Raw genomic sequence first — 22,601 nt, forward strand, 5'->3', positions numbered from 1 at the left:
CCTAGCGCGTCGGCGGCACGCCCGCCAAGCCCACACCCGCCCCCGCATTCGCGGTCGCCCTGCGCGCCACCAGCTCCCTGTACAGGTCGGTATAGCTCGCCGCCATCTGCTCCGACGTGAACAGCTCGTGGTAACGTTGTTCCGCCCGTGCGCCCATGCGGCGCGCCAGTTCCGGATCGTTCCACAGCATCTGCATCGCAAGGCGCAGCGCGGCGGGGTCCGAAGGCGGTACCACCAGTCCGGTCTCGTCGGCGAGGTTGATATAAGTGGTGCCGGTGCCGATCTCGCAGGAGATCATCGGCTTGCCGTACATCGCGGCTTCCAGCAGCGAGATGCCGAAGGCTTCCGAGCGCAGGTGCGAGGGGAAGACCAGGCCGTAGCACAGGCTCAGCAAGGCCGCCTTGTCGGCGTCGTCCAGCGCGCCGGCGAACATCAGCTGCTTCAGTCCCAGGCGCGCAGCCTGTTCCTTCAACGCCATTTCTTCCGGCCCGGTGCCGACGATCACGATCGGATAGTCCAGCCCCTTGGCCGCTTCCAGCAGGAAGTTCAGGCCCTTGTAGTAGCGCAGCACGCCCACGAACAGGAAGAATTTCGGCCCCACTTTGGCGCGCCAGTGCGCCAGGCGGCAGGGCTCGACGTTCGGATAGGTGCTCTTGTCCAGGCCGTAGGTGATGACGCGCGCCTTGTCGCGGTAGCGCTGCAGCACCGGTGACGACGCCAGGTAGTTGGGCGAGGCGGCGACGATGGTGTCGACGCTGTCGAAGAAACGGTACTTGAGCGGCTGGTAGAGGCGCAACCAGCGCTTCTGGCGCACGATGTCGGAGTGATAGCTGACCACGGTCGGCTTGTTCACGCGCGCCAGGAAGTGTGCCAGGTCCATGAAGGGCCAGGGGAAGTGATAGTGGACCACGTCGGCCTCGCGCGCCATGCGCGCCAGCGCGCCGATCGCCTGCAGCGAGCAGCCGTTCGAGGCGATCTCGAAGTTCAGCGGGGCACGAACCACGGTGTGGCCGTCGAACTGGAAGGGCGCCAGGTCTTTCCGGCGCGACAGCGACAGCACGGTATTGCTCACGCCCAGGCGCGTCGTGCCGACGCACAGCTGGCGGATCACCTGTTCGATGCCCCCGAGGGAATCCGGATAGTACGTCTTGTAGAAATGAAGGACACGCATGTTGGAAGCTTACTGCGAAAGTACTGCACGGTACACCTCGGCGGTCTGCCGTGCGGTGGCATGCCAGGTCAGTTGTTCGGCGCGCGCCCGTCCGGCGGCGATGCAGCGCGTGCGCTCACGGACGTCGACGGCGAGGGTCCGCAGTGCGTCGGCAAGCGCGCCCGTGTCGAGCGGATCGACCTCGAGGGCCGCGCCTTGCGTCACCTCGGGCAGCGAGCTGGCATTCGATGCGACCACCGGCACGTGCGAGGCGAAGGCCTCGACCACCGGGATCCCGAAGCCTTCGTAGAGCGAAGGAAAAGCGAACACGCCCGCGCCGGCATAGATGTGGCGGAGCGCCTGCGGATCGGTGAGCCTGTCGAGCCAGACCAGGTTCTCGCCCCCGGCCTGCGCGGCTTGCAATCGCACCACAAGTTCTTCGCAGCGCCAGCCGCGCGCCCCCACCACCACCAGGGCGCGTTCGTCGCGCAGGGACTTGGGCAGGCTCAGCCAGGCGTCGAGCAGGCGCCCGACGTTCTTGCGCGGTTGCAGCGTACCGACGGTGAGGAAATAGCCAGGCTCAAGCCCGTATTCAGCGAGCGTGGCGGCCACGGCGGCTTGATCCGCAGGCAGGAGCCATTCGTCATCGACGCCGCAATAGACCACCGAGACGCGGTTCGGGTTCACGCCGAAGCAGTCGACCAGTTCGTCGATGGCGAAGTGCGAGAGCGCGATCACGTGGTCGGCCTTGGCCGTGGCCTTGCGCTGCAGCCAGTTTTTCACGCTGCGCAGGCGCGGGTTGCACCACTCGGGATACTTGATCGGCAGCGCGTCGTGCAGGGTGGCCACCACCGGGCAGTCCATGCGCACGATACGGTAGTCGGTGACGTGGAACAGGTCGGCCGGCATGTGGACGCGGTGGGCGCCGGGCGTGGCGAGGTCGACCAGCGAGGCGGTTTCGAAGGATTGCGGCATGGGCTGGCCGATGCTGATGCCGGTTCCACCAGAGCGCATGCGCGGCCAGGAATACGGCAGCACGGTGCAGCCGGCGCGCGGCAGGTGGCGCATCAGCGCGCGGGTATAGACCCCGATGCCGTCGAGGCGGCCGCCGGTCAGGCCCGGTTCGATCATGGTCGTTCCGAGTCCGACGGTGAGACCGCCCGTACCACTCACGCCCGGTACATCCAGCGCAGCGTCTCGGACAGCGGCGTCGGTTCGAGTTGGCCGATGACGGCGGTCAGCTTGCTGTTGCTGCCCGACAGCGTGAGCACGTCGTTGGCGCGGACGAAGGCCGGGTTGACGTGCACGTCGATGTGGTAGCCGGCAATCTCGCTCATCATGTCGATCAGGTTGGCCAGCGAATGCGACGCCCCCGAGCAGACGTTGAAGGCTTCGCCGGCGGGCGCCACGGCCATCAGGCGCCGGTAGGCGCGCGCCACCATGCGCACGTCGGAAAAGTCGCGCGCGATCGCCAGGTTGCCCAGCTCGATGCGTTTTTCGTTGCGGCGGAAGTGGGACACGATCTTCGGCAGCAGGAAGTTGTCGGTCTGCCCGACGCCGGTGTAGTTGAACGGGCGCGCGATGGTGATCGGCAGCTTGTCCATCCACAGGCGCGCCATGTATTCCATGGCCAGCTTGCTGACGGCATAGTCGTTGGCCGGCGCCGGCGCGACGTTCTCGTCGATGACGGGCACGCTGGCGTTGCCGTAGATGTTGGCCGAGGACGCCAGCAGCACGCTGGTGGGCCGGTGCTTGCCATTTGCCAGCGCTTCCAGCAGGTTGCGCGTGCCGACGACGTTGACGCGGTAGATCAGTTCGGAATCCGTATGGGCCACGAAGGCGATGCCGGCCAGGTGGGCGACCACGTCGGGCCGCACCTCGTCGACCATGCGCGCCACGGCGCCGCGGTCGCACAGGTCGACCGGGAAGATGTCGGGGCCGAGCTCTTCGCCCGGCATGACGGTGCCATAGACACGGTAGCCGGCGGCCGTCAGCTCCTGCGCCATGTAGTAGCCGGTGAAGCCGCGCAAGCCCGTGACGAGCGCGCGGCGTCCCTCGCCTTCCCTCCCGCCGATGAACGCCGGGATGTCATCCGTGGCCATGCGTTCCATGGTTTAGAACGAGAATCCGATTTCGTTGCGACGCAGGTCGGCGTCGACCATCATCTGGCACAAGTCTTCGAGCGTGGTCTTCGGCTCCCAGCCGAGCACGCGCCTGGCCTTGGCCGGGTCGCCGATCAGGAGGTCGACTTCGGCCGGGCGGTAGAACTTGGGCGACACGCGCACCAGGGCCTTGCCGGTACGGGCGCAATGACCGACTTCGTTCTCGCCTTCGCCGCTGAATTCGACGCTGATGCCGGCGCCCTTGAAGGCCATGCTGACGAAGTCACGCACGGTCTCGGTGCGGTTGGTGGCCAGTACGAAGGTGTCGGGCTCGTCGGCCTGCAGGATGCGCCACATGCCTTCGACATATTCCTTGGCATAGCCCCAGTCGCGCTTGGCGTCGAGGTTACCCAGCTCAAGCACGTCGAGCTTGTTCAGGACGATCTTGGCGACCGAATCGGTGATCTTGCGGGTGACGAACTCGCGGCCGCGCAGCGGCGATTCGTGGTTGAACAGGATGCCGGAGGAACCGTAGATGCCGTAGGACTCGCGGTAGTTGACGGTCATCCAGTGCGCATACAGCTTGGCGACGCCGTAGGGGCTGCGCGGATAGAACGGGGTTTCCTCGACCTGGGGGATGGCTTGCACCTTGCCGAACATCTCGGACGTGGAAGCCTGGTAGAAGCGGATCTTCGGATTGACGATGCGGATCGCTTCCAGCAGGTTGACGGCGCCCAGGCCGGTGATCGATGCGGTGGTGACGGGCTGCTCGAAGGATACGCCGACGAAGCTCTGCGCCGCCAGGTTGTAGATCTCGTCCGGCTTCGCGCTGTCGACCAGGCGGATGCTCGAAGACAGGTCGGTCAGGTCATACTCGACCAGCGCCAGGTTCGGGTGCTTGTCGATGCCGAGCTCCTCGATACGCCAGAAGTTGACCGAGCTGGAACGGCGGAAGGTGCCGGTCACGTGGTAACCCTTTTCCAGGAGAATCTGCGCCAGGTAGGCGCCGTCCTGGCCGGTAATGCCAGTGATGAGGGCTCTTTTTGTTGTATGCATATTCTTGGGTACTTGAATGGTCTCGCAGGCCGCCAGACTCAGGACAGCCGGGATTGTATCAGAGAGGAGATGTTGTCACTCTTTCTTGCATGGAAGAAACAGCTGCAATAAATGCAACAATTTATCTCGACATTATGCCCTGAAACGGGGGACACCCGTCGCCCGCTTACGGTTTGTTACCGTTGTATTTGTGCGAAGACAAACAATGAAACTTAAAGACAAACACGCCTGATGCAGCGCCAAGAGCCGCATCAGGCGTGTGTTTTACTGCTCGTCAGTACTTACTTACCTTTGGGACACTGCATCCACAACACATAGGGCCGTCATGTTCACGATGCGGCGCACCGTCGCCGACGGCGTCAGGATGTGGACCGGGCGCGCGCAGCCCAGCAGGATCGGGCCGACCGCGATGCCGTTGCCGGCCGCGCTCTTGACCAGGTTGTAGGAGATGTTGGCGGCGTCGATGTTCGGCATGATCAGCAGGTTGGCGTCGCCCGTCAGCGCCGAGTTCGGCATGATCTTGACGCGCACCTTGGCTTCGATCGCGGTATCGCCGTGCATCTCGCCGTCGATTTCCAGGCCCGGCTTCATGGCCTGCACCAGCGGCAGGACCGCACGCATCTTCTGGGCCGATGCGCTGTTCGAGGTGCCGAAGTTCGAGTGCGACAGCAGGGCCGCGCGCGGCTGGATGCCGAAGCGCTCCATCTCCTCGGCGGCCATGACGGTGATCTCCGCCAGTTCCTGCGCATCCGGGTTCTCGTTGACGTGGGTGTCGACGATGGCCAGCTGGCGGTCCTGGGTGATCAGGAAATTCATCGCCGCATACACGTTGCTGCCCGCGCGCTTGCCCAGCACCTGGTCGATGTAGTGCAGGTGCATCTGGGTGGTGCCGTAGGTGCCGCAGATCAGGCCGTCCGCATCGCCCTTCTGGACCATCATGGCGCCGATCAGGGTATGGCGGCGGCGCATCTCGAGCTTGGCCATGTCGATGGTCACGCCCTTGCGCATGCCGAGTTCGTAGTAGGACTGCCAGTAGTCGCGGTAGCGCTCGTCGAAGTCCGGGTTGATCACGTCCACGTGCTGGCCGAGCTTGAGGCGCAGGCCGAACTTCTCGATGCGCTTTTCCAGCACCGCCGGACGGCCGACCAGGATCGGGCGCGCCAGCTTCTCGTCGACCACCACCTGCACCGCGCGCAGCACGCGCTCGTCCTCGCCCTCGGCGTAGACGATGCGCTTGGCTTCCATCGGCGCCTTCTTGGCGACCGAGAACAGCGGCTTCATGAAGGTGCCGCTGCGGTACACGAACTGCTGCAGGCTGTCGGCGTAGGCTTCCATGTCGGCAATCGGACGCGTCGCCACGCCGCCTTCCTGGGCCGCCCTGGCCACCGCCGGGGCGATGTGGGTCAGCAGGCGCGGATCGAAAGGCATCGGGATCAGGTATTCCGGGCCGAAGGACAGGTTATTGATGCCGTAGGCCGAGGCCACGATGTCCGACTGCTCGGCGTGCGCCAGGTCGGCGATCGCATGCACCACCGCGATTTCCATTTCGCGGGTGATGGTGGTCGCGCCGCAGTCCAGCGCGCCGCGGAACATGTAGGGGAAGCAGAGGACGTTGTTGACCTGGTTCGGGTAGTCCGAGCGGCCGGTGGCGATGATGGCATCGCTGCGCACCGCCTTCACATCCTCGGGCAGGATTTCCGGGTTCGGGTTGGCCAGCGCCAGGATCAGCGGGTTCGGCGCCATCTTGGCGACCATGTCCTGCTTCAGGACGCCGCCGGCCGAGAGGCCGAGGAAGATGTCGGCGCCCGGAATCACTTCGGCCAGCGAGCGGTGCCCGGTCTCTTGCGCGAAGCGTTCCTTGTCCGGGTCCATCAGCTCGGTGCGGCCCTTGTAGACCACGCCGGCCAGGTCGGTGACGAAGATGTTCTCGATCGGGAAGCCGAGGTCGACGATCAGGTCGAGGCAGGCCAGCGCGGCCGCGCCGGCACCCGAGACCACCAGCTTGCAGCTCTTGATGTCCTTGTTGACGACCTTCAGGCCGTTCAGGATGGCCGCGCCGACGATGATGGCGGTGCCGTGCTGGTCATCGTGGAAGACCGGGATCTTCATGCGCTCGCGCAGCTTGCGCTCGATGTAGAAGCACTCGGGCGCCTTGATGTCCTCGAGGTTGATGCCGCCGAAGGTCGGCTCGAGCGAGGCGATGATGTCGACCAGCTTGTCCGGATCGTTCTCGTTGACCTCGATGTCGAACACGTCGATCGCCGCGAACTTCTTGAACAGCACGCCCTTGCCTTCCATGACCGGCTTCGATGCCAGCGGGCCGATGTTGCCCAGGCCAAGAACGGCGGTGCCGTTCGAGATCACGGCGACCAGGTTGCCGCGCGCGGTGTACTTGTACGAATTGGCCGGGTCCTTGACGATCTCCTCGCAAGGCGCGGCGACGCCCGGCGAATACGCCAGCGCCAGGTCACGCTGGTTCAGCAGGCCCTTGGTCGGGGTGACGCTGATCTTGCCGGGGCGGGGAATCTGGTGGTATTCGAGCGCTGCAGCACGCAGTTGTTGACGCAATTCTTCTTTCTTGTCCGATGACGAGTCCATGCCTGGCAGCCTTCCTGATACTAGAGGGGAACCTCCAATTTTATCAGACGAACAGTTGACAAAGGCTACGTATTTTCAACAAGCTGTGGTTTGATTTATAAGTTTATCTAATAAGCTAATTACTTTGTGTGCCAGGCTTATCGCTGAACAGGGCGTTTACAATCCGCTCCATGCTCTCCGAATTCGACCTCATCAAACAATTCTTCCAACGCGCACGCCCCGGCCGGGCCGAGCTCGGCATCGGCGACGATTGCGCGCTGTTGACGCCCTCCCCCGGCCGCCAGCTGGCGATTTCGTCCGACATGCTGGTCGAGAACCGCCACTTCTTTGCCGGCGCCGATCCCTTCATGCTGGGTCATAAAAGCCTGGCGGTGAACCTGTCGGACCTGGCGGCGATGGGCGCGCGCCCCGTGGCCTTCACGCTGGCGCTCGCCTTGCCGGCAGCCGATCCGGCGTGGCTGGACGGCTTTTCGCGCGGGCTGTTCGCACTGGCCGACGCGCACGGCTGCGAGCTGGTCGGCGGCGATACCACCAAGGGGCCGCTGAACATCTGCATCACGGTGTTCGGCGACCTGGCGCCGGGCCATGCGCTGCGGCGCGACGCGGCGCTGGTGGACGACGACATCTGGATTTCGGGAACGCTGGGCGATGCGCGCCTGGCGCTGGCGGGCTACTGGAAGGAGCTGGACCTGCCTGCCGACGATCATGCGCAGGCGGCGCAGCGGATGCATATGCCGACGCCGCGCGTGGCCCTGGGCCTGGCGCTGGCCGCCCGGCCGGTGGCGCATGCGGCGCTCGATATCTCGGACGGGCTGGCGGGCGATCTCGGGCATATCCTGGCCGCATCGAAGGTCGGAGCGACGCTGGACGTCGACGCGCTGCCGGCCGGGCCGGTGCTGGCGCGGCAGGCGCCCGCACTGCGGCGCAGGTTCACGCTGGCGGGCGGGGATGACTACGAGTTGTGCTTCACGGCGCCGGCGGCCAACCGGGAAGCGGTGCTGGAAGCCGGAAGGGCCGGCGGCACGGCCGTCACGCGGGTGGGAAGGATCGACGCAGCGCCGGGCTTGCGCTTCGTGGATGCCCAGGGCAAGCCGCTCGACCTCGCGGTGAGCGGCTGGGATCACTTCAGCTGAGGTTTGCTTTTTCCCCATCCTCGCGCGGCGTCTTGCGGTCATCGTAGGGCCCATAGGTCAGCCAGTAATGCCGGAAGGCCAGCCGGATATTCTCGCGCAGCTGCAGGTCGTTCCAGGGCTTGGTGTAGAAGCGGTAGATCGCCCCGCGGTTGATCGAATCGAGCACCGTCTCCACGCCCGTGTAGCCCGACAGGATGATGCGGATGGTCTCCGGATACATCTCCTTGACCTTGCTGAGGAATTCGGTCCCGCTCATGACCGGCATGCGCTGGTCGCACAGGATCACCTGCACCCGGTACAGCGCCAGCAGCTCGAAGCCCTCGGCCGGCGAAGACGCCGTCAGCACGCGGTAGTTGTCGCGCCTGAACAGGCGGTGCAGCGCGGTCAGCACGTTGACGTCGTCGTCGACGATGAGCAGGGTCTGCACCTTGTCGTCCTGGGCCGGCGGCTGGTCGGGCTGGGCGCGGTTGTCCTGCACCAGGCGCGCCAGCTCCTCGCTCGGCAGCGCGCGCGAGAAGTGGAAGCCCTGGATCTCGTCGCAGCGGTTGCGCCGCAAATACGCCATCTGCGCGCGCGTCTCGACGCCCTCGGCGATCACCTGCATGTGCAGGCTGTGCGCCATGCTGATGATGGCCAGCGCGATCGCCGCGTCGTCCGGGTTGGTCACGATGTCGCGCACGAAGGCGATGTCGATCTTGAGCTTGTCGATCGGGAAGCGCTTGAGGTAGGCCAGCGAGGAGTAGCCGGTGCCGAAGTCGTCGATCGCGATCCGGATGCCGAGCTCCTTCAGGCGCCCCAGCACCTCGATGGTGTGCTCGGCATTCGACATCAGCGCGCTCTCGGTCAGCTCCAGCTCGAGCAGCCCCGGCTCGACGCCGTGGCGTTCCAGCGCGGCGCGGATCACGCCTTCCAGGTCGCCCTCGACGAACTGGCGGCTCGACACGTTCACCGCCACCCGCACGTCGCGCACCCCACTTGCGTTCCAGGCCGCGATCTGGCGGCAGGCTTCGTCGACGATCCACTCGCCGACCCGCACCACCAGGCCGGTCTCCTCCATCACCGGCACGAACTCGGCCGGGTAGACCAGCCCGAAGCCGGGACGGTTCCAGCGCAGCAGCGCTTCCACGCCCGAGATGCGGCCGGTGTTGAGTTCCAGCTTGGGCTGGTAGTACAGCACGAACTGGCTGTCTTCCAGCGCACCGCGCAGCGCCAGCTCGAGGTCGAGGCGCGCCAGCACCTGCACATTCATGCCGGCGGTGAAAAAGCGGTAGCCGTCGCGCCCTGCTTCCTTGGCGCGCACCATGGCGGTGTCGGCATACTTGATCAGGGTGCCCGGCTCGGTCGCGTCTTCCGGATACATGGCGATGCCGATGCTGGCCGTCAGCGCGGCCTGCTGGCCCTGCAGGTCGAAGGGTGTGCGCAGGGTCTCGCGGATCTCGTTGGCGACCGTGACCGCCTCCTGCTGGTCGCGCGTCATGGTCAGGATCAGGGCGAACTCGTCGCCGCCCAGGCGGCCGACCGTGTCGCGCAGGCGCACCACGCGCACCAGGCGGGTGCTGAACTGGCGCAGCAGCTCGTCGCCGAGCGCGGTGCCGAGCGAATCGTTGACGATCTTGAAGCGGTCGAGGGTGATGCACAGCACCGCCACGCGCCAGTGCTTGTCGCGCGCCAGCTCGATCGCGTCGCGCAGGTTCTGGAAGAACAGGGTGCGGTTCGGCAGGCCGGTCAGGGCATCGTAGCTGGCCATGTGGCGCATGCGTTCCTGCGCATGCAGGCGCTCGCTGATGTCGCGCGCCACCGCGATCAGCATGCGGTTCTTGCCCAGGTCCTGCAGCTTCCAGCTGATCTCCACCGGCACCGCGCCCTGGCCGCCGGCGCGCAGAAGCTCGGTCTCGACGATATCACCCGGCAATGCCCCGAACTCCACCTTGCCGTCCTGTCCGTCGACCTCCGGCGCGGCGGAGACGCTGCCCCCGTGGGCCAGCGCATCGGCCGCCAAATGGCGCTCGAGCAGCGCGCGCGTGGCCAGGCCCAGCGCCACCGGGTCGATGCGCAGCAGCGCGTCGCGCGAGAAGCCGAGCATGCGGCAGGCGCCGTCCGAGACGTCCACCATCGCCATCGAGGCGGTATCGATCAGGAAGATCGCATCCGGGGTCGCATCCATCGCGCCGCGGAAGCGCGCCAGTTCGGCGGTGCGCTCGCGCACCTCGCGCTCCAGCTGCACACCGTAGTCCTGCGATTCGCGATGCAGCAGGCGCACCTCGAGCAGGTTGCGGATGCGCGTCATGACCTCGACCGTGTCGAAGGGCTTGCCGATGAAGTCGCGCGCGCCGGCTTCCAGCGCGGCCAGCTTCTTGTCCGGCTCCGCCGTCACCACCAGCACCGGCAGCCAGGAATCGCTCTCGAGCGGCTTCAGGGCTTCCATCACATCGAAACCGTCCATGCCCGGCATGTGCAGGTCGAGGATGATCAGGTCGAAGCGGTGTTTCAGGTGCATCGACACCACCTGGCGCGGGTCGTTGGTGCTCGAGACGTTCTCGTAACCGGTGGTCTTGAGGAGGTATTCGAGCAGCTGGACGTTGACGGGTTCGTCGTCCACGACGAGGATGCGCGCGTGACGGATGTCTTGCAGTGAAATCATTCGGCCTTCCTTTCGGCTGGTTCAGCTTTCGCGCCCTTCCCCGGGGGATGCAGCTGCGCCAGCGTACTGTTGATCGCCTCTGTGAACTTGTCGATGTCGATCGGTTTGGTCAGGTAACGGTTGAAGCCCGCCGCCATGCCGCGCTCGATGTCGCGCGGCATGGCGTTGGCGGTCAGGGCAATGACCGGGATGGCGGCGGTCAGGGGGTCGGCGCGCAGCTGCCTGAGCACCTCGATGCCGCTCATGCCCGGCAGGTTCAGGTCCATCAGGATGATCTCGGGCTGGTGCGCGCGCGCCAGCGACAGGCCGATGTGGCCATCGAGCGCAGACAGCAGCCGCAGGTCGGAGCGGAAGCGCACGATCTCTTCCACCAGGCGCAGGTTGGCCGGGTTGTCCTCGACATACAGGACCAGGTGGGGCTCTCCTTCATTGGGTGCGGCCTCGACCTCGGGCGTCTCGGCCGCCGCGCCTTCGGTCGGCGCCGCCAGCGGCGCCGTGGTGGCCAGCTCGATCCAGAACACGCTGCCCACGCCGGGGCTGCTGCTGACGCCGATCTCGCCACCCATCAGCTCGACCAGGCGCTTGGTGACCACCAGGCCGATGCCGGTGCCCTCCTGGCTGCCGCCTTCCTGGCCGAGCCGGTTGAAGGGCTGGAACAGGCTCGCCACCTGCTCGGCGTCGAGGCCGGCGCCGGTGTCCTGCACCGACAGGCGCAAGCGGGTCGGGGCCACCTGTTCGCAGGTCACGACCACGGCACCGGCTTCGCGGTTGTACTTCACCGCGTTCGACAGCAGGTTGAGCAGGACCTGCTTCAGGCGCGTGCGGTCGGCCAGCACCACCGCCCCCGGGGTTTCCGGGAACAGCACCCGCACGCCGCGGCCGGCCGCGATCGGCTCGACCATCGTGCGCGTTTCGAGCAGGGTGTCGCTCAGCGCCACCGGCTCCATCGACAGGGTCACCGTGCCCGATTCCACCTTGGCCAGGTCGAGGATCTCGTTGATCAGGGTGAGCAGGTGGCGGCCGCTTTTCAGGATGTGATTCGCGAACTCCTTTTTCTGCTCGAGCGTCGAGGGCAGCGAGTCCGAGGTGAGGATCTGGGCGAAGCCGAGGATGGCGTTGAGCGGCGTGCGCAGCTCGTGGCTCATGGAGGACAGGAAGGCCGATTTGGCCTGGTTGGCGCTGCTCGCCTCCTCGATCGCATTGGCCAGCTCGGCGTTGGCCAGCGCCAGCTGCAGGGTGCGCTCGTCCACGCGCTGCTCGAGCTGCTCGTTGAGCCGCATGACTTCCTGCTGGGCGCGCGAGCGCTCCGCCACCTCGCGCGCGATTTCGCTGCTGGAGGTTTCGAGCTCGCGCGTGCGCCCCTCGATCTCGGTCAGCATGGCATTGAAGGAATCGACCAGTTCCCCGGCCTCGTCGTTGCTGATGCGCGGCGCGCGGCGCGAATAATCGCGGGTGGCGACGACGTCGCGTGCGATCTCGGTGATGGCCACGATCGGCGCCGTCACCACGTGCCCCATGCGGCGCATCAGGAGGTAGGCCACGCCCATCGCCAGCAGGGTCACCCCGAGCGCGATGCTGAGGTAATCGAGGGTACGCGCCAGCAGCCGGTTCTCGGCGCGCAGGTAGACGGTACCGAGCGTGTCGCCGTTCTCGACGATGCGCTGGTGGATGACCAGGTCCTCGGCGTCGGCGGCGGGAGCGCCCGACAGGGAAGCGGGCAGCGCACGCGCCTCGCCGGCCGCCCGGTAGGAGGCGAACAGGTCGCCGTTGGCATCGTAGATGGCGGCCGCGCGCACCTGCGGGCGGGTGCGCAGCAGCGCCAGGTTTTCGTTGGCCAGGCGCGGGTCGTCGAAAGTCAGCGCGGCCGAGCTCATGTGCCCGACCAGCTCGGCCTGGGTGGCGAGGTCGTTGAGCAGGCTGCGGTGGTAGCTGCGCAGGTCGTAGACGATGATGATCGCCACCGACACCAGCAGGGCGACGAGGGTGGTCGTCATCACCGCCCTCACCAGCTTGCTGCGGATCGAGCGGCGCTGGGTCATGCGGCCTCCGGCGCGGGCCGGGCAGGCGCGCGGGTGCCGCCGGCGCGGCAATGCCGGTCCATCGGCCGGAAGGCAGGGAGCGCGGCGGCAGTGCCGCGGGCTTGCGCCGTCCCCATCCGGTCACGCGCAGTTCGTTCCAGCGGCATCCAGGGTCCTGCAAAAAGCGAAACAATCGGGTGTCCATGCAGCCCGCCGGGTAAACGCGGCGGCGCGTACAGCATAACCGACGACTTCGTGTCATGTCGCACGGAACTTTTCACGATTCAGGCCTCGGCGACCCGTCAATACGGACATGCGTAATGGGTAAAAAATGCATCTTGCTTTAAGTGTGAGCTTTCCGTGTCGGACGAGCACGGACCGCGCTAGAATGAAAGCGCGCCGCTTGCGAGCGCCCCAAGGAACCGGTCCAACCCGTACTCAAAGGAGCCTCACGTGACGAACGATATCCTAGATCTTGCTACCAAAGTTGGCCGGGCACTCGAGGCCAAGCGCCTGGTGCTGGTCACCGCCGAATCCTGCACCGGGGGCGGCGTGTCCCAGGCGATCACCGAAATCCCGGGTTCCACCGGCTGGTTCGACTGCGGCTTCGTCACCTATTCCAACAATTCCAAGACCGAGCTGCTGGATGTGCCGGCCGCACTCATCGCGCAATTCGGCTCGGTGAGCGAGGAAGTGGCCGGCAAGATGGCCGAGGGCGCGCTGTCCAGCAGCACGGCCGACGTGGCGGTGTCGACCACCGGCATCGCCGGCCCCACCGGCGCCGTGCCGGGCAAGCCGGTCGGCACCGTCTGCTTCGGCTGGTCGCGCGGCGACACGACCTATACCGAGCGCCTGGTGTTCCAGGGCGACCGCAAGGCGGTGCGCGAGCAGACCGTGGCGCATGCGCTGCAGGGCCTGCTGCGCTTCATCGAATAATAGCAGCGCCGAAAGATCCCGCGATGATCCCGATGGCGCCACGCCTGCTGGGCGGCCTGGCGCTGCTCGCCGCCGCCGGGCCGGCGTTTGCCTTTACCGCTGCGTACACCGTGTATGCGGCCGGCGACATCGCACGCTGCAAGCATCCCGACCCGCGCTGGTCCGGCGCCGCCGCCACCGCCGCGCTGGTCGAGGGACTGCTGCGCACCGATCCCGCCTCCGCCGTACTGACCCTGGGCGACCATACCTACCAGTATGGCACGGCGGCCGAGTTCGAGCACTGCTACGGGCCGACCTGGGGGCGCTTCCGGGACCGTACCTGGCCGACGCCCGGCAATCACGAATACGCGACGCCGGGCGCCGCCCCCTACTTCGCCTATTTCGGCGCACGCGCGAAACCCGCGGGGAAGAGCTGGTACAGCCTGCGGCTCGGCAGCTGGCTCGTGATTTCGCTCGACAGCAACCTGCAAGGCGCCGCCCACGCCGCCCAGATCGCCTGGCTGCGCGAGGAGCTGGCGCGCCTGAAAGCCAGCTGTACCCTCGCCTTCTGGCACCATCCGCTCTACACCTCGGGCGGGCATATCGGCCCGGGGCGCATGCGCGACGCCTTCGCGCTGCTGCATGCGGCCGGCGCCGAAGTCGTCCTGTCCGGCCACGACCACGACTACGAGCGCTTCGCGCCGCAAGACGCCGACGGCCGGCTCGACCCGGCCCGCGGGCTGCGCCAGTTCGTGGTCGGTACCGGCGGGGCCTACCCCACGCCCTTCCTGCAGTACACGCCGCACAGCGAAGTGCGCGAAGCCAGTTATGATGGCGTACTGGCGCTGCGCCTGCTGGACGGCGCCTACGAGTGGCGCTTCCTGCCGGCCGACCCGGGCCGCGTGCCGGCCGGCGCCACGCTCGACCATGGACGTGGAAGCTGCCACTGAGTCGATCCGGCGCCGTCACCCACGGAGCACCCCATGAAATTCTTCCGGCTCCTTGTTCTTATCCTGATGATGACTACCCTTGCTACGCCTGTCGGCGCCCCATCCGTCCAGGCGCCACTGCCCACCGTCGCTTTCGACAAAACCGTGCTGGCCAACGGCCTGCAGCTAATCCTGGTCGAAGACCGGCGCCTGCCGATCGTGGCCGTGAACGTCTGGTACCACGTCGGTCCCGCCAACGAGGTCCCCGGGCTGACCGGCTTCGCCCACCTGTTCGAGCACATGATGTTCTCGGCGACGCGCCACATCCCGCGCGGCATGGCCGACCGCCTGCTGGAGGGCGCCGGCGCCACCGACAGCAACGGCGGCACCGGCTACGACAGCACCAGCTACTACGACACCGTGCCCTCGAACCAGCTGGAGCTGGCGCTGTGGGTGCACGCCGACCGCATGGGCTACCTGCTCGACGTCCTCGACCAGAAGGCACTCAGCAACCAGCAGGACGTGGTGCGCAACGAACGCCGCCAGACCGTCGAGGACGAGCCCTACGGCCTGGTCGAGGAAGCGCTGGCGCATGCACTCTTCCCCAAGGGCCACCCCTATCACGCCTCGATCATCGGCTCGCATGCCGACATCCAGAACGCGAAGCTGGACGACGTGCGCCAGTTCTTCGCGCGCTACTACGGACCGAACAATGCCAGCATCGTGATCGCCGGCGACATCGATAAAGTGAAGACGCGGGCCCTGGTCGAGCGCTATTTCGGCAGTTTCAAGCGCAGCCCGCCGGTGGCCCGCCCCAGCGTGGCGACGCCGCCGATCACGGCTGAGCGCCGGGTGGTCGTGCACGACCGCGTCGAGCTGCCGCGCGTGTTCATGGGCTGGCTCACGCCGCCGGCCTTCCAGCCCGGCGACGCCGAGCTGGCGGTGGCCGCCGAAATCCTGGGAGGCGGCAAGGCGAGCCGGCTGTACAAGAAGCTGGTCTACGAGCAGCAGATCGCCCAGGAGGTCGACGCCAGCCAGAATTCCCAGGGCCTGAGCTCGACCTTCATCATCGACGTCACGGCGCGCCCCGGGGTCGAAGCGCGCGAACTCGAAGCGGCGGTCGATGCCGAGCTGGATCAGCTGCGCCAGCACGGCCCTTCGCAGCGCGAAGTCGAGCGCGCCCGCAACAGCATCGAGACCGCGCTCCTGAGTTCCATCGAAAAGCTCGGCGGCGACGGGCTGGCGGACCAGCTGAACCACTACAACCAGTACACGGGCGACCCCGGCTACCTGGCCAAGGACGTCGAGCGCCTGCGCCGCATCACCCCGGCCGACGTGCAGCGCGCCGTGCGCACTTACCTGCGCCAGCAGGCCCGCGCCGTGGTCACCGGCCTGCCCGGCAAACCGGTGATCGACGATCCGCGCATGCCGAAGGCGAGGGGTAGCGGCAAGACGGCGCCGAGCGGCGCGGGGAGCAATACTCCTGAACCCTGGCGCGCGAAGCAGCCGAAGGCCGGCCCGGCGCCGCGCTTTACCCTGCCCCAGGGCGAGTCCTTCAAGCTGGCCAACGGCCTGACCGTGATCCACCACTACAAGCCGGGCCTGCCCCTGGTATCGAGCCAGCTGGTGGTACGCAGCGGCAGCGCCGCCAATCCCGCCGCCCTGCCCGGCCTGGCCGGCTTCACGGCGCAGATGCTGGAAGAAGGCACGGCCACGCGCAGCGCGCCGCAGATCGCCGACGAGATCGCGCAGCTGGGCGCCTTCCTGGAGTCCGGCTGCAGCGCGGACGCCTCCACCGTGTCGCTGCTGGCGCTGCGCGCGACCTTCGCTCCCGCACTCGACGTGCTGGCCGACATCGTGCTGCGTCCGGCCTTCCCGACGGCGGAAGTCGAGCGCCAGCGCGCCGACCGGATCGGGGAGCTGATCCAGCAGCGCGACGATCCCGAAACGGTGGCGGCGGTGGCCGCGCTCGGCGCACTGTACGGCAGCCGGCACCCGAAGGGCTATGGCCAGCTCGGCACCGAGCCGGCGATCCGCGCGGTGACCCGCGACGACCTGGTGAACTTCTGGCGCCGCCACTACGTGCCGGAGAATGCCGCGCTGGTGGTGTCGGGGGACATCTCGCGCGGCGAACTGAAGGCGCTGGTGGAAGCGCGCTTCGCGGCCTGGCCGCGCGCCGAGGCGCCCGAGGGCGGGCCGGGCGAGCCGGCCGGCACGGGCGCACGCCTGGTGCTGGTCGACCAGCCGGGCGCGGTCCAGACCGCGCTGCGCGTGACCGCGATCGGCGTGGCCCGCGATACCGCCGACTTCCCGGCGCTGCAGGTGATGAACGGCGCGCTCGGCGGCATGTTCTCCAGCCGCCTCAACAACAACCTGCGCGAGACCAAGGGGTATACCTACGGCATCCATTCCTACTTCCGCTACGACCGTACGCCGGGGCCCTTCGTGATCGCCGGCAGCGTGCAGCGCGATGCCACCGGCGCTTCGGCGCGCGAGATCTTCCGTGAGCTCGAGGCAATCCGCAGCGCGCCGCTGCCGTCCGCCGAGCTGGCCGCCGCCCGCGACGCCCAGGTACTGTCGCTGCCGGGGGCGTTCGAGACCAATGCCGACATCGGCGCCAGCCTGGCCGAGATCTTCGTCTACGGCCTGCCGCCGGATTACTACGCCCGCCTGCCCGCCCAGCTGGCGAGCGTCACCGCGGCGCAGGCCCAGGCCGCGGCGCGCAAGTACCTGGTGCCGGAGCGGATGGTCGTGGTGGCCGTGGGCGACCGCAAACGCATCCTGCCGCAGCTGCAGCCGCTCGGATTGGGAGAGGCGGAAGTGCGCGACAACGACGGGCAGCTGCCGCGCTCGCGCTAGGGTCGCCATCATCAGTCACCCCACACTTGCCGGCCACGGCCATTTGGCATAACATGTGAACAAATCTTCACACGTTAAATATGCCAACGATCCCTGAATTCGAACACGCGGCCGGCGCGGTCGAGGAGCTGGCGGACCTGTTCCACCTGCTCGGCGACGCCACCCGCCTGCGCATCGTGCTGGCCTGCCTGGCGCAGCCGACCGCGGTGGGCGACATCGCCGCCTCCCTTGATTTGTCCAGTTCGCTGGTCAGCCACCACCTGCGCCTGCTGCGCGCCGCCCGCATCGTCAAGGCCGAGCGCCAGGGCAAGCAGGTCTTCTACTCGGCCGCCGATGCCCACATCAGCAGCCTGCTCGCCAATATGTTCGAGCACATCGCCGAACCAGCCAACGGAATCGACGCATGAGCCACGACCACCACCACGATCACGATCACCATCGCGACCACCATCACGGCTTCGGACACCACCATCACCCCATGCCCGACCCGGCCGGCAACGGCCGCGCCTTCGCGCTGGCGATCGGCGTCAACGCGCTGTTCGTGGCCATCGAATTCGTATACGGCTTCATCGCCCACTCCACCGCCCTGATGGCGGATGCCGGCCACAACCTGTCCGACGTGCTCGGCCTGGTGCTGGCCTGGGGCGCGGCGGTGCTGGCCAAGAGCGCGCCCAAGGGCCGCTACACCTACGGCCTGCGCGGCTCCTCGATCCTGGCGGCGCTGGCCAACGGCCTGCTGCTGATGGTGGCCTGCGGCGCCATCGCCTGGGAAGCGGTGCAGCGCTTCGCCGAGCCGGCGCCCGTGCAGGGCATGACGGTGTCGATCGTCGCGGCGATCGGGGTCGTGATCAACGGCTTCTCGGCCTGGCTGTTCATGGCCGGCAGCAAGGGCGACCTGAACGTGCGCGGCGCCTACCTGCACATGGCGGCCGATGCAGCGCTGTCGCTGGGCGTGGTGATCTCGGGGCTGGTCATCATGGGCACCGGCTGGACCTGGATCGATCCGGCGGTGAGCCTGCTGATCGTGCTCGTGATCGTGCTCGGCACCTGGTCGCTGCTGCGCGAATCGGTGCAGCTGTCGATGGCGGCGGTACCGCCCGGCATCGATGTGGGCGCGGTGCAGGGCTACCTGGCCGGCCAGCCGGGCGTGAAGGAAGTGCACGACCTGCACATCTGGGCGATGAGCACGACCGAGAACGCGCTGACGGCGCACGTGGTGATGCCGGGCGGGTATCCGGGGGACCGGGTGCTGGACGAGATGGTGGCGAAGCTGAGGAGCGATTTCGGGATCCACCACTGCACGCTGCAGGTCGAGGAAGGAACGACGCGCCATGATTGCGCGCTGGAGGGACATGAGCACGACCATGATCACGACCATCACGCGCATGCGCACTGAGGAAAAAAAATCCCGGCGCGGGCCGGGATCGTAGCGGACCGGCCGAGCGCTCAGCCGGCCAGGTTGGCGTACAAGGCCGTACTGAGATAACGCTCCCCGAACGAGGGAATGATCGTCACGATCATCTTCCCCGCATTCTCCGGCCGCTGCGCCACCTGCATCGCCGCCCACAGGGCGGCGCCCGACGAAATCCCCACCAGCAGCCCTTCCTCGCGCGCCGCGGCGCGGGCGGTCTCGAAGGCGTCCTCGTTCTTCACGGTGATCACTTCGTCGTAGGCGCCGGTATTCAGCACCGCCGGCACGAAGCCGGCGCCGATGCCCTGGATCGGATGCGGACCCTTGGTCCCCTTGGACAGCATGGGCGAGGCTTCCGGCTCCACGGCGATCGCCTGGAAGCCCGGCTTGCGCGCCTTGATCACTTCGCTCACGCCGGTGATGGTGCCGCCGGTGCCGACACCGGCCACCAGGATGTCGATGCGGCCGTCGGTGTCGCGCCAGATTTCCTCGGCCGTGGTGTTGCGGTGGACTTCCGGGTTGGCCGGGTTGTTGAACTGCTGCGGCATGAAGCAGCGCGGATCGGAGGCCACCAGCTCCTCGGCGCGGCGGATCGCGCCCAGCATGCCTTCGCTGCCCGGCGTGAGCACCAGTTCGGCGCCGTAGGCGCGCAGCAGCATGCGCCTTTCGTTGCTCATGGTCTCGGGCATCACCAGCTTGCAGCGGTAGCCGCGCGCGGCGCACACCATCGCCAGCGCGATGCCGGTGTTGCCGCTGGTGGGTTCGACGATGATGGTATCCGGCTTGATCATCCCGGCCCGCTCGGCGGCCTCGATCATGGCCAGGCCGATGCGGTCCTTGACGCTGTGCGCGGGATTGTGGAACTCCAGCTTGCCGAGGATCTCGGCGCCGGCCTTCGGCGCCAGCCTGCGGATCCGTACGAGAGGAGTGTTGCCGATCAGTTCAGTAACGTCGTTCGCGATGCGCATGCCGGTCTCCGGTTGGTCGTTAGACTTACTTCACGTTCATCAGTTCCACGTCGAAGATCAGGTCGGCATCGGGCGGGATCATGCCGCCGGCGCCGCGCTTGCCGTAGGCCAGCGCGCTCGGGATGATCAGGGTGCGCTTGCCGCCGGTCTTCATGCCCTGTACGCCCTGTTCCCAACCCTTGATGACCATGCCGGCACCGAGCTGGAACTCGAGCGGGTCGCCGCGGTCGAGCGAGGAATCGAATTTCTTGCCGCGCTGCTTGGGCGCCAGCGGCTTGTGCAGCCAGCCGGTGTAGTGGACCAGGACCTTGCTGCCGACGGTGGCTTCCTTGCCCTTGCCGACCACGCGGTCGATGATCTCGACCTGGGGCGGCGGCGGCACCGGGATGGCCGGCTCGGCTTGCGGCAAGGTCGGCTGAGAAGCGCTTGGCGGCTGGGTCGCCTGCGGCACGGTCTGCTGCTCTGGCGCAGGCTGGGTGGTGGGCTTGGAGGCGTCCTGCTGCTGGGCGGCGGTATCCTGGGCAGCGGCAGCGGTGGCCACCAGCATCAGGGCGGCGAATGCGGTACGACGGATCATGTGGGCTCTTCCATCAAAGTGATCAATAACTGATCCTATGATAGCAAGGCCTCTTCCGCTTGCACAGTTTGCACGTGAGCAACAGGTTTGGCCTCGGCCAAGGTTTCGGCGTTGGCGGCATCCGCCAGCTTGCGCAGCAGGTGGCCGGCCGCCACCATGCCGAAGGTGGCCGTGACCACCATGCTCGAGCCGAAGCCGGCGCAGTTCAGGCCGGTGATGCCGTTCGGGTCGACAGAACACACATCGCCGCTCTCGGGATAGCGCAGCGGCTCCATCGAGAACACGGCGTCGATGTGGTACTTGTTCTTTTCGCCCTTGGCGAAGCCGTACTGGGCGCGCAGGATCTTGCGCACCTTCTTCAGCAGGGGCTCCTGTTCGGTGCGGGCCAGGTCGCGCACCTCGATCCTGGTCGGGTCGGTCTGGCCGCCGGCGCCGCCGATGACGACCAGCGGCAGCTTGTTGGCGCTGCAGTAAGCGATCAGGGCCGCCTTCGACTTGACGCCGTCGATGGCGTCGACCACGTAGTCGAAGCCTTTACCGGCGATCATCGTCTCGATGTTCTCCGGGTCGATGAAGTCCTCGACCAGGGTCACCTGGCAGAACGGGTTGATCTGGGCGATGCGCTGCTTCAGCGCCTCGATCTTCGGCATGCCGATGGTCGACGTGAGCGCCTGCAGCTGGCGGTTGATGTTCGATTCGGCCACGTTGTCGAGGTCGATCAGGGTCAGGTGGCCGACGGCGCTGCGCGCCAGCGCCTCGACGATCCAGGAACCGACGCCGCCGACACCGATCACGCAAACGTGCGCCGCACGGAAGCGTTCGAGCGCACGCTCGCCGTAGAGGCGCGCAATCCCGCCGAAGCGGCGCGCAAAGTCGACTTCGTCGTCCAGGGTGGCTGCAAGAGTGGGGGTGTCTGTCAGGTTCATCCCGCCATTTTAACGGACGTCGCTTGCACGGCTGCACTAAAATAGCTCCTAGTCAATCAAATTCTTCTCGTGTGTCAACAAAACGCCAATGACCCTGAACCTCCACGACACTGCCCCCGATTTCGACCAGCCGATTGCCGTCCTCAAGCATTGCCACGGACGCATCCGCAAGCAGCTGGCGACCCTCGACAAGCTGCTCGCCCACCTGCCGGAATTCGGCGCCGACGAGCAGGCGCGCCAGGCGGCGGGCGCGGTGCTGAACTACTTCGAGAAAGCGGCCCACCTGCACCACGACGACGAGGAACAGGACCTGATCCCGATGCTGCGCGCGGTGGCGCAGGGCGAAGACGCCGCTACGCTGCAGGCGCTGGCGCCGGTGATCCTGCAGGACCACAAGGAGATGGACGCGCTGTGGCAGGATTTGCATGAGCAACTGAGCGCCATCGCGGAAGGCCAGACGGCGACCCTGTCGGCCAGCGCGGTGCAGCGCTTCAGCCAGCGCTATCTGGCCCACATGGAGCGCGAGGAAAGCACGATGGCGCCGATGGCGCTGCGGCTGTTCAGCCCCGAGCAGATGGCGCAACTCGGCAAGGCGATGCAGCGCCGCCGCGGCATCGGCGCCGAGGCCAGCCCGCCGCCTTCGGTCGGCCAGGCCGTGGCCGACCTGCGCCAGGATTACGGCCAGGCCAGCCTGAACGAAGACGAGGTGCTGGACGACCCGATACGCCAGTTCACCCAGTGGTTCGAGCAGGCCCTGAAGGCCGAGGTGAACGAGCCGAACGCCATGTCGGTGGCCACGGTGGCCGCCAACGGCCGCCCGAGTTCGCGCATCGTGCTGGTCAAGCAGTTCGACGAGCGCGGCTTCACCTGGTACACCAACTACGACAGCCGCAAAGGCCATGAGTTGGAGGATAATCAATACGCAGCTTTGTTATTCTTTTGGAGCGAACTCGAACGTCAGGTTCGCATCGAAGGACGAGTAGAGCGCACCTCGAGCGAGGAAAGCGACCGGTATTTCCGCAGCCGGCCGCTGAAAAGCCGCCTGTCGGCCATCGCCTCGCGGCAAAGCGCTCCGATCGGCAGCCGTGCCGAGCTGGAACAGAATTACGAAGCCGTGGCACGGCAGGCCGGTGAAGAACCGGCGCGTCCGGATAACTGGGGCGGTTTCCGCCTCGTGCCCGAGCGCCTGGAATTCTGGCAGGGACGCCGCTCCCGCTTCCACGACCGCATCGTCTACGAGCGGCAGGAAGACGGCAGCTGGACCCGTCTGCGCCTGCAACCCTGAGCCGGCGACAGCGCACGCTGTTCATCCAGCACG

At 67.0% G+C, this 22,601-nt stretch carries 17 protein-coding genes; 7 read left to right on the forward strand and 10 right to left on the reverse strand.

The annotated features are described in order from the left end of the window. Position 1: 1 nt before the first annotated feature. The 5 genes from AC56LK_RS08865 to AC56LK_RS08885 all read right to left on the reverse strand — a co-directional run bounded on the left by AC56LK_RS08865 (position 2) and on the right by AC56LK_RS08885 (position 6,906). On the reverse strand, positions 2–1,171 hold the full coding sequence (locus AC56LK_RS08865) for a glycosyltransferase family 4 protein (protein WP_497184182.1): 1,170 nt from the start codon (positions 1,169–1,171) through the stop codon (positions 2–4). Between the two features lie 9 nt (positions 1,172–1,180). Next, entirely contained in the window at positions 1,181–2,281 is a 1,101-nt protein-coding gene (locus AC56LK_RS08870; RefSeq protein WP_497184183.1) for a glycosyltransferase family 4 protein, read from the reverse strand. A gap of 38 nt (positions 2,282–2,319) precedes the next feature. Beyond that, a complete protein-coding gene (locus AC56LK_RS08875) occupies positions 2,320–3,252 on the reverse strand; it encodes a GDP-mannose 4,6-dehydratase (protein ID WP_497184184.1) in 933 nt (310 codons plus the stop codon). Between the two features lie 12 nt (positions 3,253–3,264). After that, on the reverse strand, positions 3,265–4,308 hold the full coding sequence (gene gmd / locus AC56LK_RS08880; RefSeq protein WP_497184185.1) for a GDP-mannose 4,6-dehydratase: 1,044 nt from the start codon (positions 4,306–4,308) through the stop codon (positions 3,265–3,267). A 285-nt stretch (positions 4,309–4,593) separates the two neighbouring features. After that, positions 4,594–6,906 carry an NADP-dependent malic enzyme gene (locus AC56LK_RS08885; protein ID WP_497184186.1) on the reverse strand — a complete coding sequence of 771 codons (2,313 nt, stop codon included), beginning with the start codon at positions 6,904–6,906 and terminating at the stop codon, positions 4,594–4,596. A gap of 170 nt (positions 6,907–7,076) precedes the next feature. Between AC56LK_RS08885 and thiL the strand changes: the two genes are divergently transcribed. Beyond that, positions 7,077–8,039, forward strand: coding sequence for a thiamine-phosphate kinase (gene thiL / locus AC56LK_RS08890; RefSeq protein WP_497184187.1), 963 nt, complete (start codon positions 7,077–7,079; stop codon positions 8,037–8,039). Here thiL and AC56LK_RS08895 read toward each other — a convergent pair. Both AC56LK_RS08895 and AC56LK_RS08900 read right to left on the reverse strand, forming a co-directional pair. Further along, positions 8,032–10,680: an EAL domain-containing protein gene (locus AC56LK_RS08895; protein ID WP_497184188.1), complete on the reverse strand. Its 2,649-nt coding sequence runs from the start codon at positions 10,678–10,680 to the stop codon at positions 8,032–8,034. The two genes, thiL and AC56LK_RS08895, sit on opposite strands and share 8 nt — an antisense overlap. Next, on the reverse strand, positions 10,677–12,719 hold the full coding sequence (locus AC56LK_RS08900; RefSeq protein ID WP_497184189.1) for a sensor histidine kinase, YfiR-like protein-associated: 2,043 nt from the start codon (positions 12,717–12,719) through the stop codon (positions 10,677–10,679). Before AC56LK_RS08900 ends, AC56LK_RS08895 begins: the two co-directional genes overlap by 4 nt. Positions 12,720–13,151: 432 nt before the next feature. Here AC56LK_RS08900 and AC56LK_RS08905 point away from each other — a divergent pair, with 432 nt between their 5' ends. From AC56LK_RS08905 to AC56LK_RS08925, 5 genes are all read left to right on the forward strand, one after another. Continuing rightward, positions 13,152–13,634: a CinA family protein gene (locus tag AC56LK_RS08905; RefSeq protein ID WP_497184190.1), complete on the forward strand. Its 483-nt coding sequence runs from the start codon at positions 13,152–13,154 to the stop codon at positions 13,632–13,634. Between the two features lie 23 nt (positions 13,635–13,657). Further along, entirely contained in the window at positions 13,658–14,563 is a 906-nt protein-coding gene (locus tag AC56LK_RS08910; RefSeq protein WP_497184191.1) for a metallophosphoesterase family protein, read from the forward strand. Positions 14,564–14,596: 33 nt separating this feature from the next. Next, positions 14,597–17,401 carry a M16 family metallopeptidase gene (locus AC56LK_RS08915; RefSeq protein ID WP_497184192.1) on the forward strand — a complete coding sequence of 935 codons (2,805 nt, stop codon included), beginning with the start codon at positions 14,597–14,599 and terminating at the stop codon, positions 17,399–17,401. An 80-nt stretch (positions 17,402–17,481) separates the two neighbouring features. Beyond that, the gene (locus AC56LK_RS08920) at positions 17,482–17,808 is read left to right on the forward strand and encodes an ArsR/SmtB family transcription factor (RefSeq protein ID WP_497184193.1); all 327 of its coding nucleotides are present in this window, start codon (positions 17,482–17,484) and stop codon (positions 17,806–17,808) included. Next, the gene (locus AC56LK_RS08925) at positions 17,805–18,797 is read left to right on the forward strand and encodes a cation diffusion facilitator family transporter (protein ID WP_497184194.1); all 993 of its coding nucleotides are present in this window, start codon (positions 17,805–17,807) and stop codon (positions 18,795–18,797) included. Before AC56LK_RS08920 ends, AC56LK_RS08925 begins: the two co-directional genes overlap by 4 nt. Before the next feature lie 50 nt (positions 18,798–18,847). On the opposite strand, the gene cysK is transcribed toward AC56LK_RS08925, so the two are convergent. Genes cysK through tcdA form a run of 3 tightly spaced genes read right to left on the reverse strand, consistent with a single transcriptional unit; the run spans position 18,848 to position 21,283 of the window. Beyond that, positions 18,848–19,780: a cysteine synthase A gene (cysK, locus tag AC56LK_RS08930; RefSeq protein ID WP_497184195.1), complete on the reverse strand. Its 933-nt coding sequence runs from the start codon at positions 19,778–19,780 to the stop codon at positions 18,848–18,850. A 25-nt stretch (positions 19,781–19,805) separates the two neighbouring features. Beyond that, complete coding sequence (locus AC56LK_RS08935) at positions 19,806–20,357, reverse strand: FKBP-type peptidyl-prolyl cis-trans isomerase (protein ID WP_497184196.1); 552 nt, start codon at positions 20,355–20,357, stop codon at positions 19,806–19,808. Between the two features lie 35 nt (positions 20,358–20,392). Beyond that, positions 20,393–21,283 (reverse strand): tRNA cyclic N6-threonylcarbamoyladenosine(37) synthase TcdA, encoded by an 891-nt coding sequence (gene tcdA / locus AC56LK_RS08940; protein ID WP_497184197.1) that lies wholly within the window; start codon positions 21,281–21,283, stop codon positions 20,393–20,395. Between the two features lie 88 nt (positions 21,284–21,371). On the opposite strand from tcdA, the gene pdxH reads away from it, so the two are divergent. Beyond that, a complete protein-coding gene (pdxH, locus tag AC56LK_RS08945) occupies positions 21,372–22,568 on the forward strand; it encodes a pyridoxamine 5'-phosphate oxidase (RefSeq protein WP_497184198.1) in 1,197 nt (398 codons plus the stop codon). The last annotated feature ends 33 nt before the right edge of the window (positions 22,569–22,601 follow it).

It is taken from the genome of Telluria sp. ZB4P36 (assembly GCF_059685865.1).

Coding starts and splice junctions, on each gene's coding strand:
- AC56LK_RS08865 (WP_497184182.1), bottom strand. CDS start 1,171: ATGCGTGTCCTTCATTTCTACAAGACGTACTATCCGGATTCCCTCGGG.
- AC56LK_RS08870 (WP_497184183.1), bottom strand. CDS start 2,281: ATGATCGAACCGGGCCTGACCGGCGGCCGCCTCGACGGCATCGGGGTC.
- AC56LK_RS08875 (WP_497184184.1), bottom strand. CDS start 3,252: ATGGCCACGGATGACATCCCGGCGTTCATCGGCGGGAGGGAAGGCGAG.
- gmd (WP_497184185.1), bottom strand. CDS start 4,308: ATGCATACAACAAAAAGAGCCCTCATCACTGGCATTACCGGCCAGGAC.
- AC56LK_RS08885 (WP_497184186.1), bottom strand. CDS start 6,906: ATGGACTCGTCATCGGACAAGAAAGAAGAATTGCGTCAACAACTGCGT.
- thiL (WP_497184187.1), top strand. CDS start 7,077: ATGCTCTCCGAATTCGACCTCATCAAACAATTCTTCCAACGCGCACGC.
- AC56LK_RS08895 (WP_497184188.1), bottom strand. CDS start 10,680: ATGATTTCACTGCAAGACATCCGTCACGCGCGCATCCTCGTCGTGGAC.
- AC56LK_RS08900 (WP_497184189.1), bottom strand. CDS start 12,719: ATGACCCAGCGCCGCTCGATCCGCAGCAAGCTGGTGAGGGCGGTGATG.
- AC56LK_RS08910 (WP_497184191.1), top strand. CDS start 13,658: ATGATCCCGATGGCGCCACGCCTGCTGGGCGGCCTGGCGCTGCTCGCC.
- AC56LK_RS08915 (WP_497184192.1), top strand. CDS start 14,597: ATGAAATTCTTCCGGCTCCTTGTTCTTATCCTGATGATGACTACCCTT.
- AC56LK_RS08920 (WP_497184193.1), top strand. CDS start 17,482: ATGCCAACGATCCCTGAATTCGAACACGCGGCCGGCGCGGTCGAGGAG.
- AC56LK_RS08925 (WP_497184194.1), top strand. CDS start 17,805: ATGAGCCACGACCACCACCACGATCACGATCACCATCGCGACCACCAT.
- cysK (WP_497184195.1), bottom strand. CDS start 19,780: ATGCGCATCGCGAACGACGTTACTGAACTGATCGGCAACACTCCTCTC.
- AC56LK_RS08935 (WP_497184196.1), bottom strand. CDS start 20,357: ATGATCCGTCGTACCGCATTCGCCGCCCTGATGCTGGTGGCCACCGCT.
- tcdA (WP_497184197.1), bottom strand. CDS start 21,283: ATGAACCTGACAGACACCCCCACTCTTGCAGCCACCCTGGACGACGAA.
- pdxH (WP_497184198.1), top strand. CDS start 21,372: ATGACCCTGAACCTCCACGACACTGCCCCCGATTTCGACCAGCCGATT.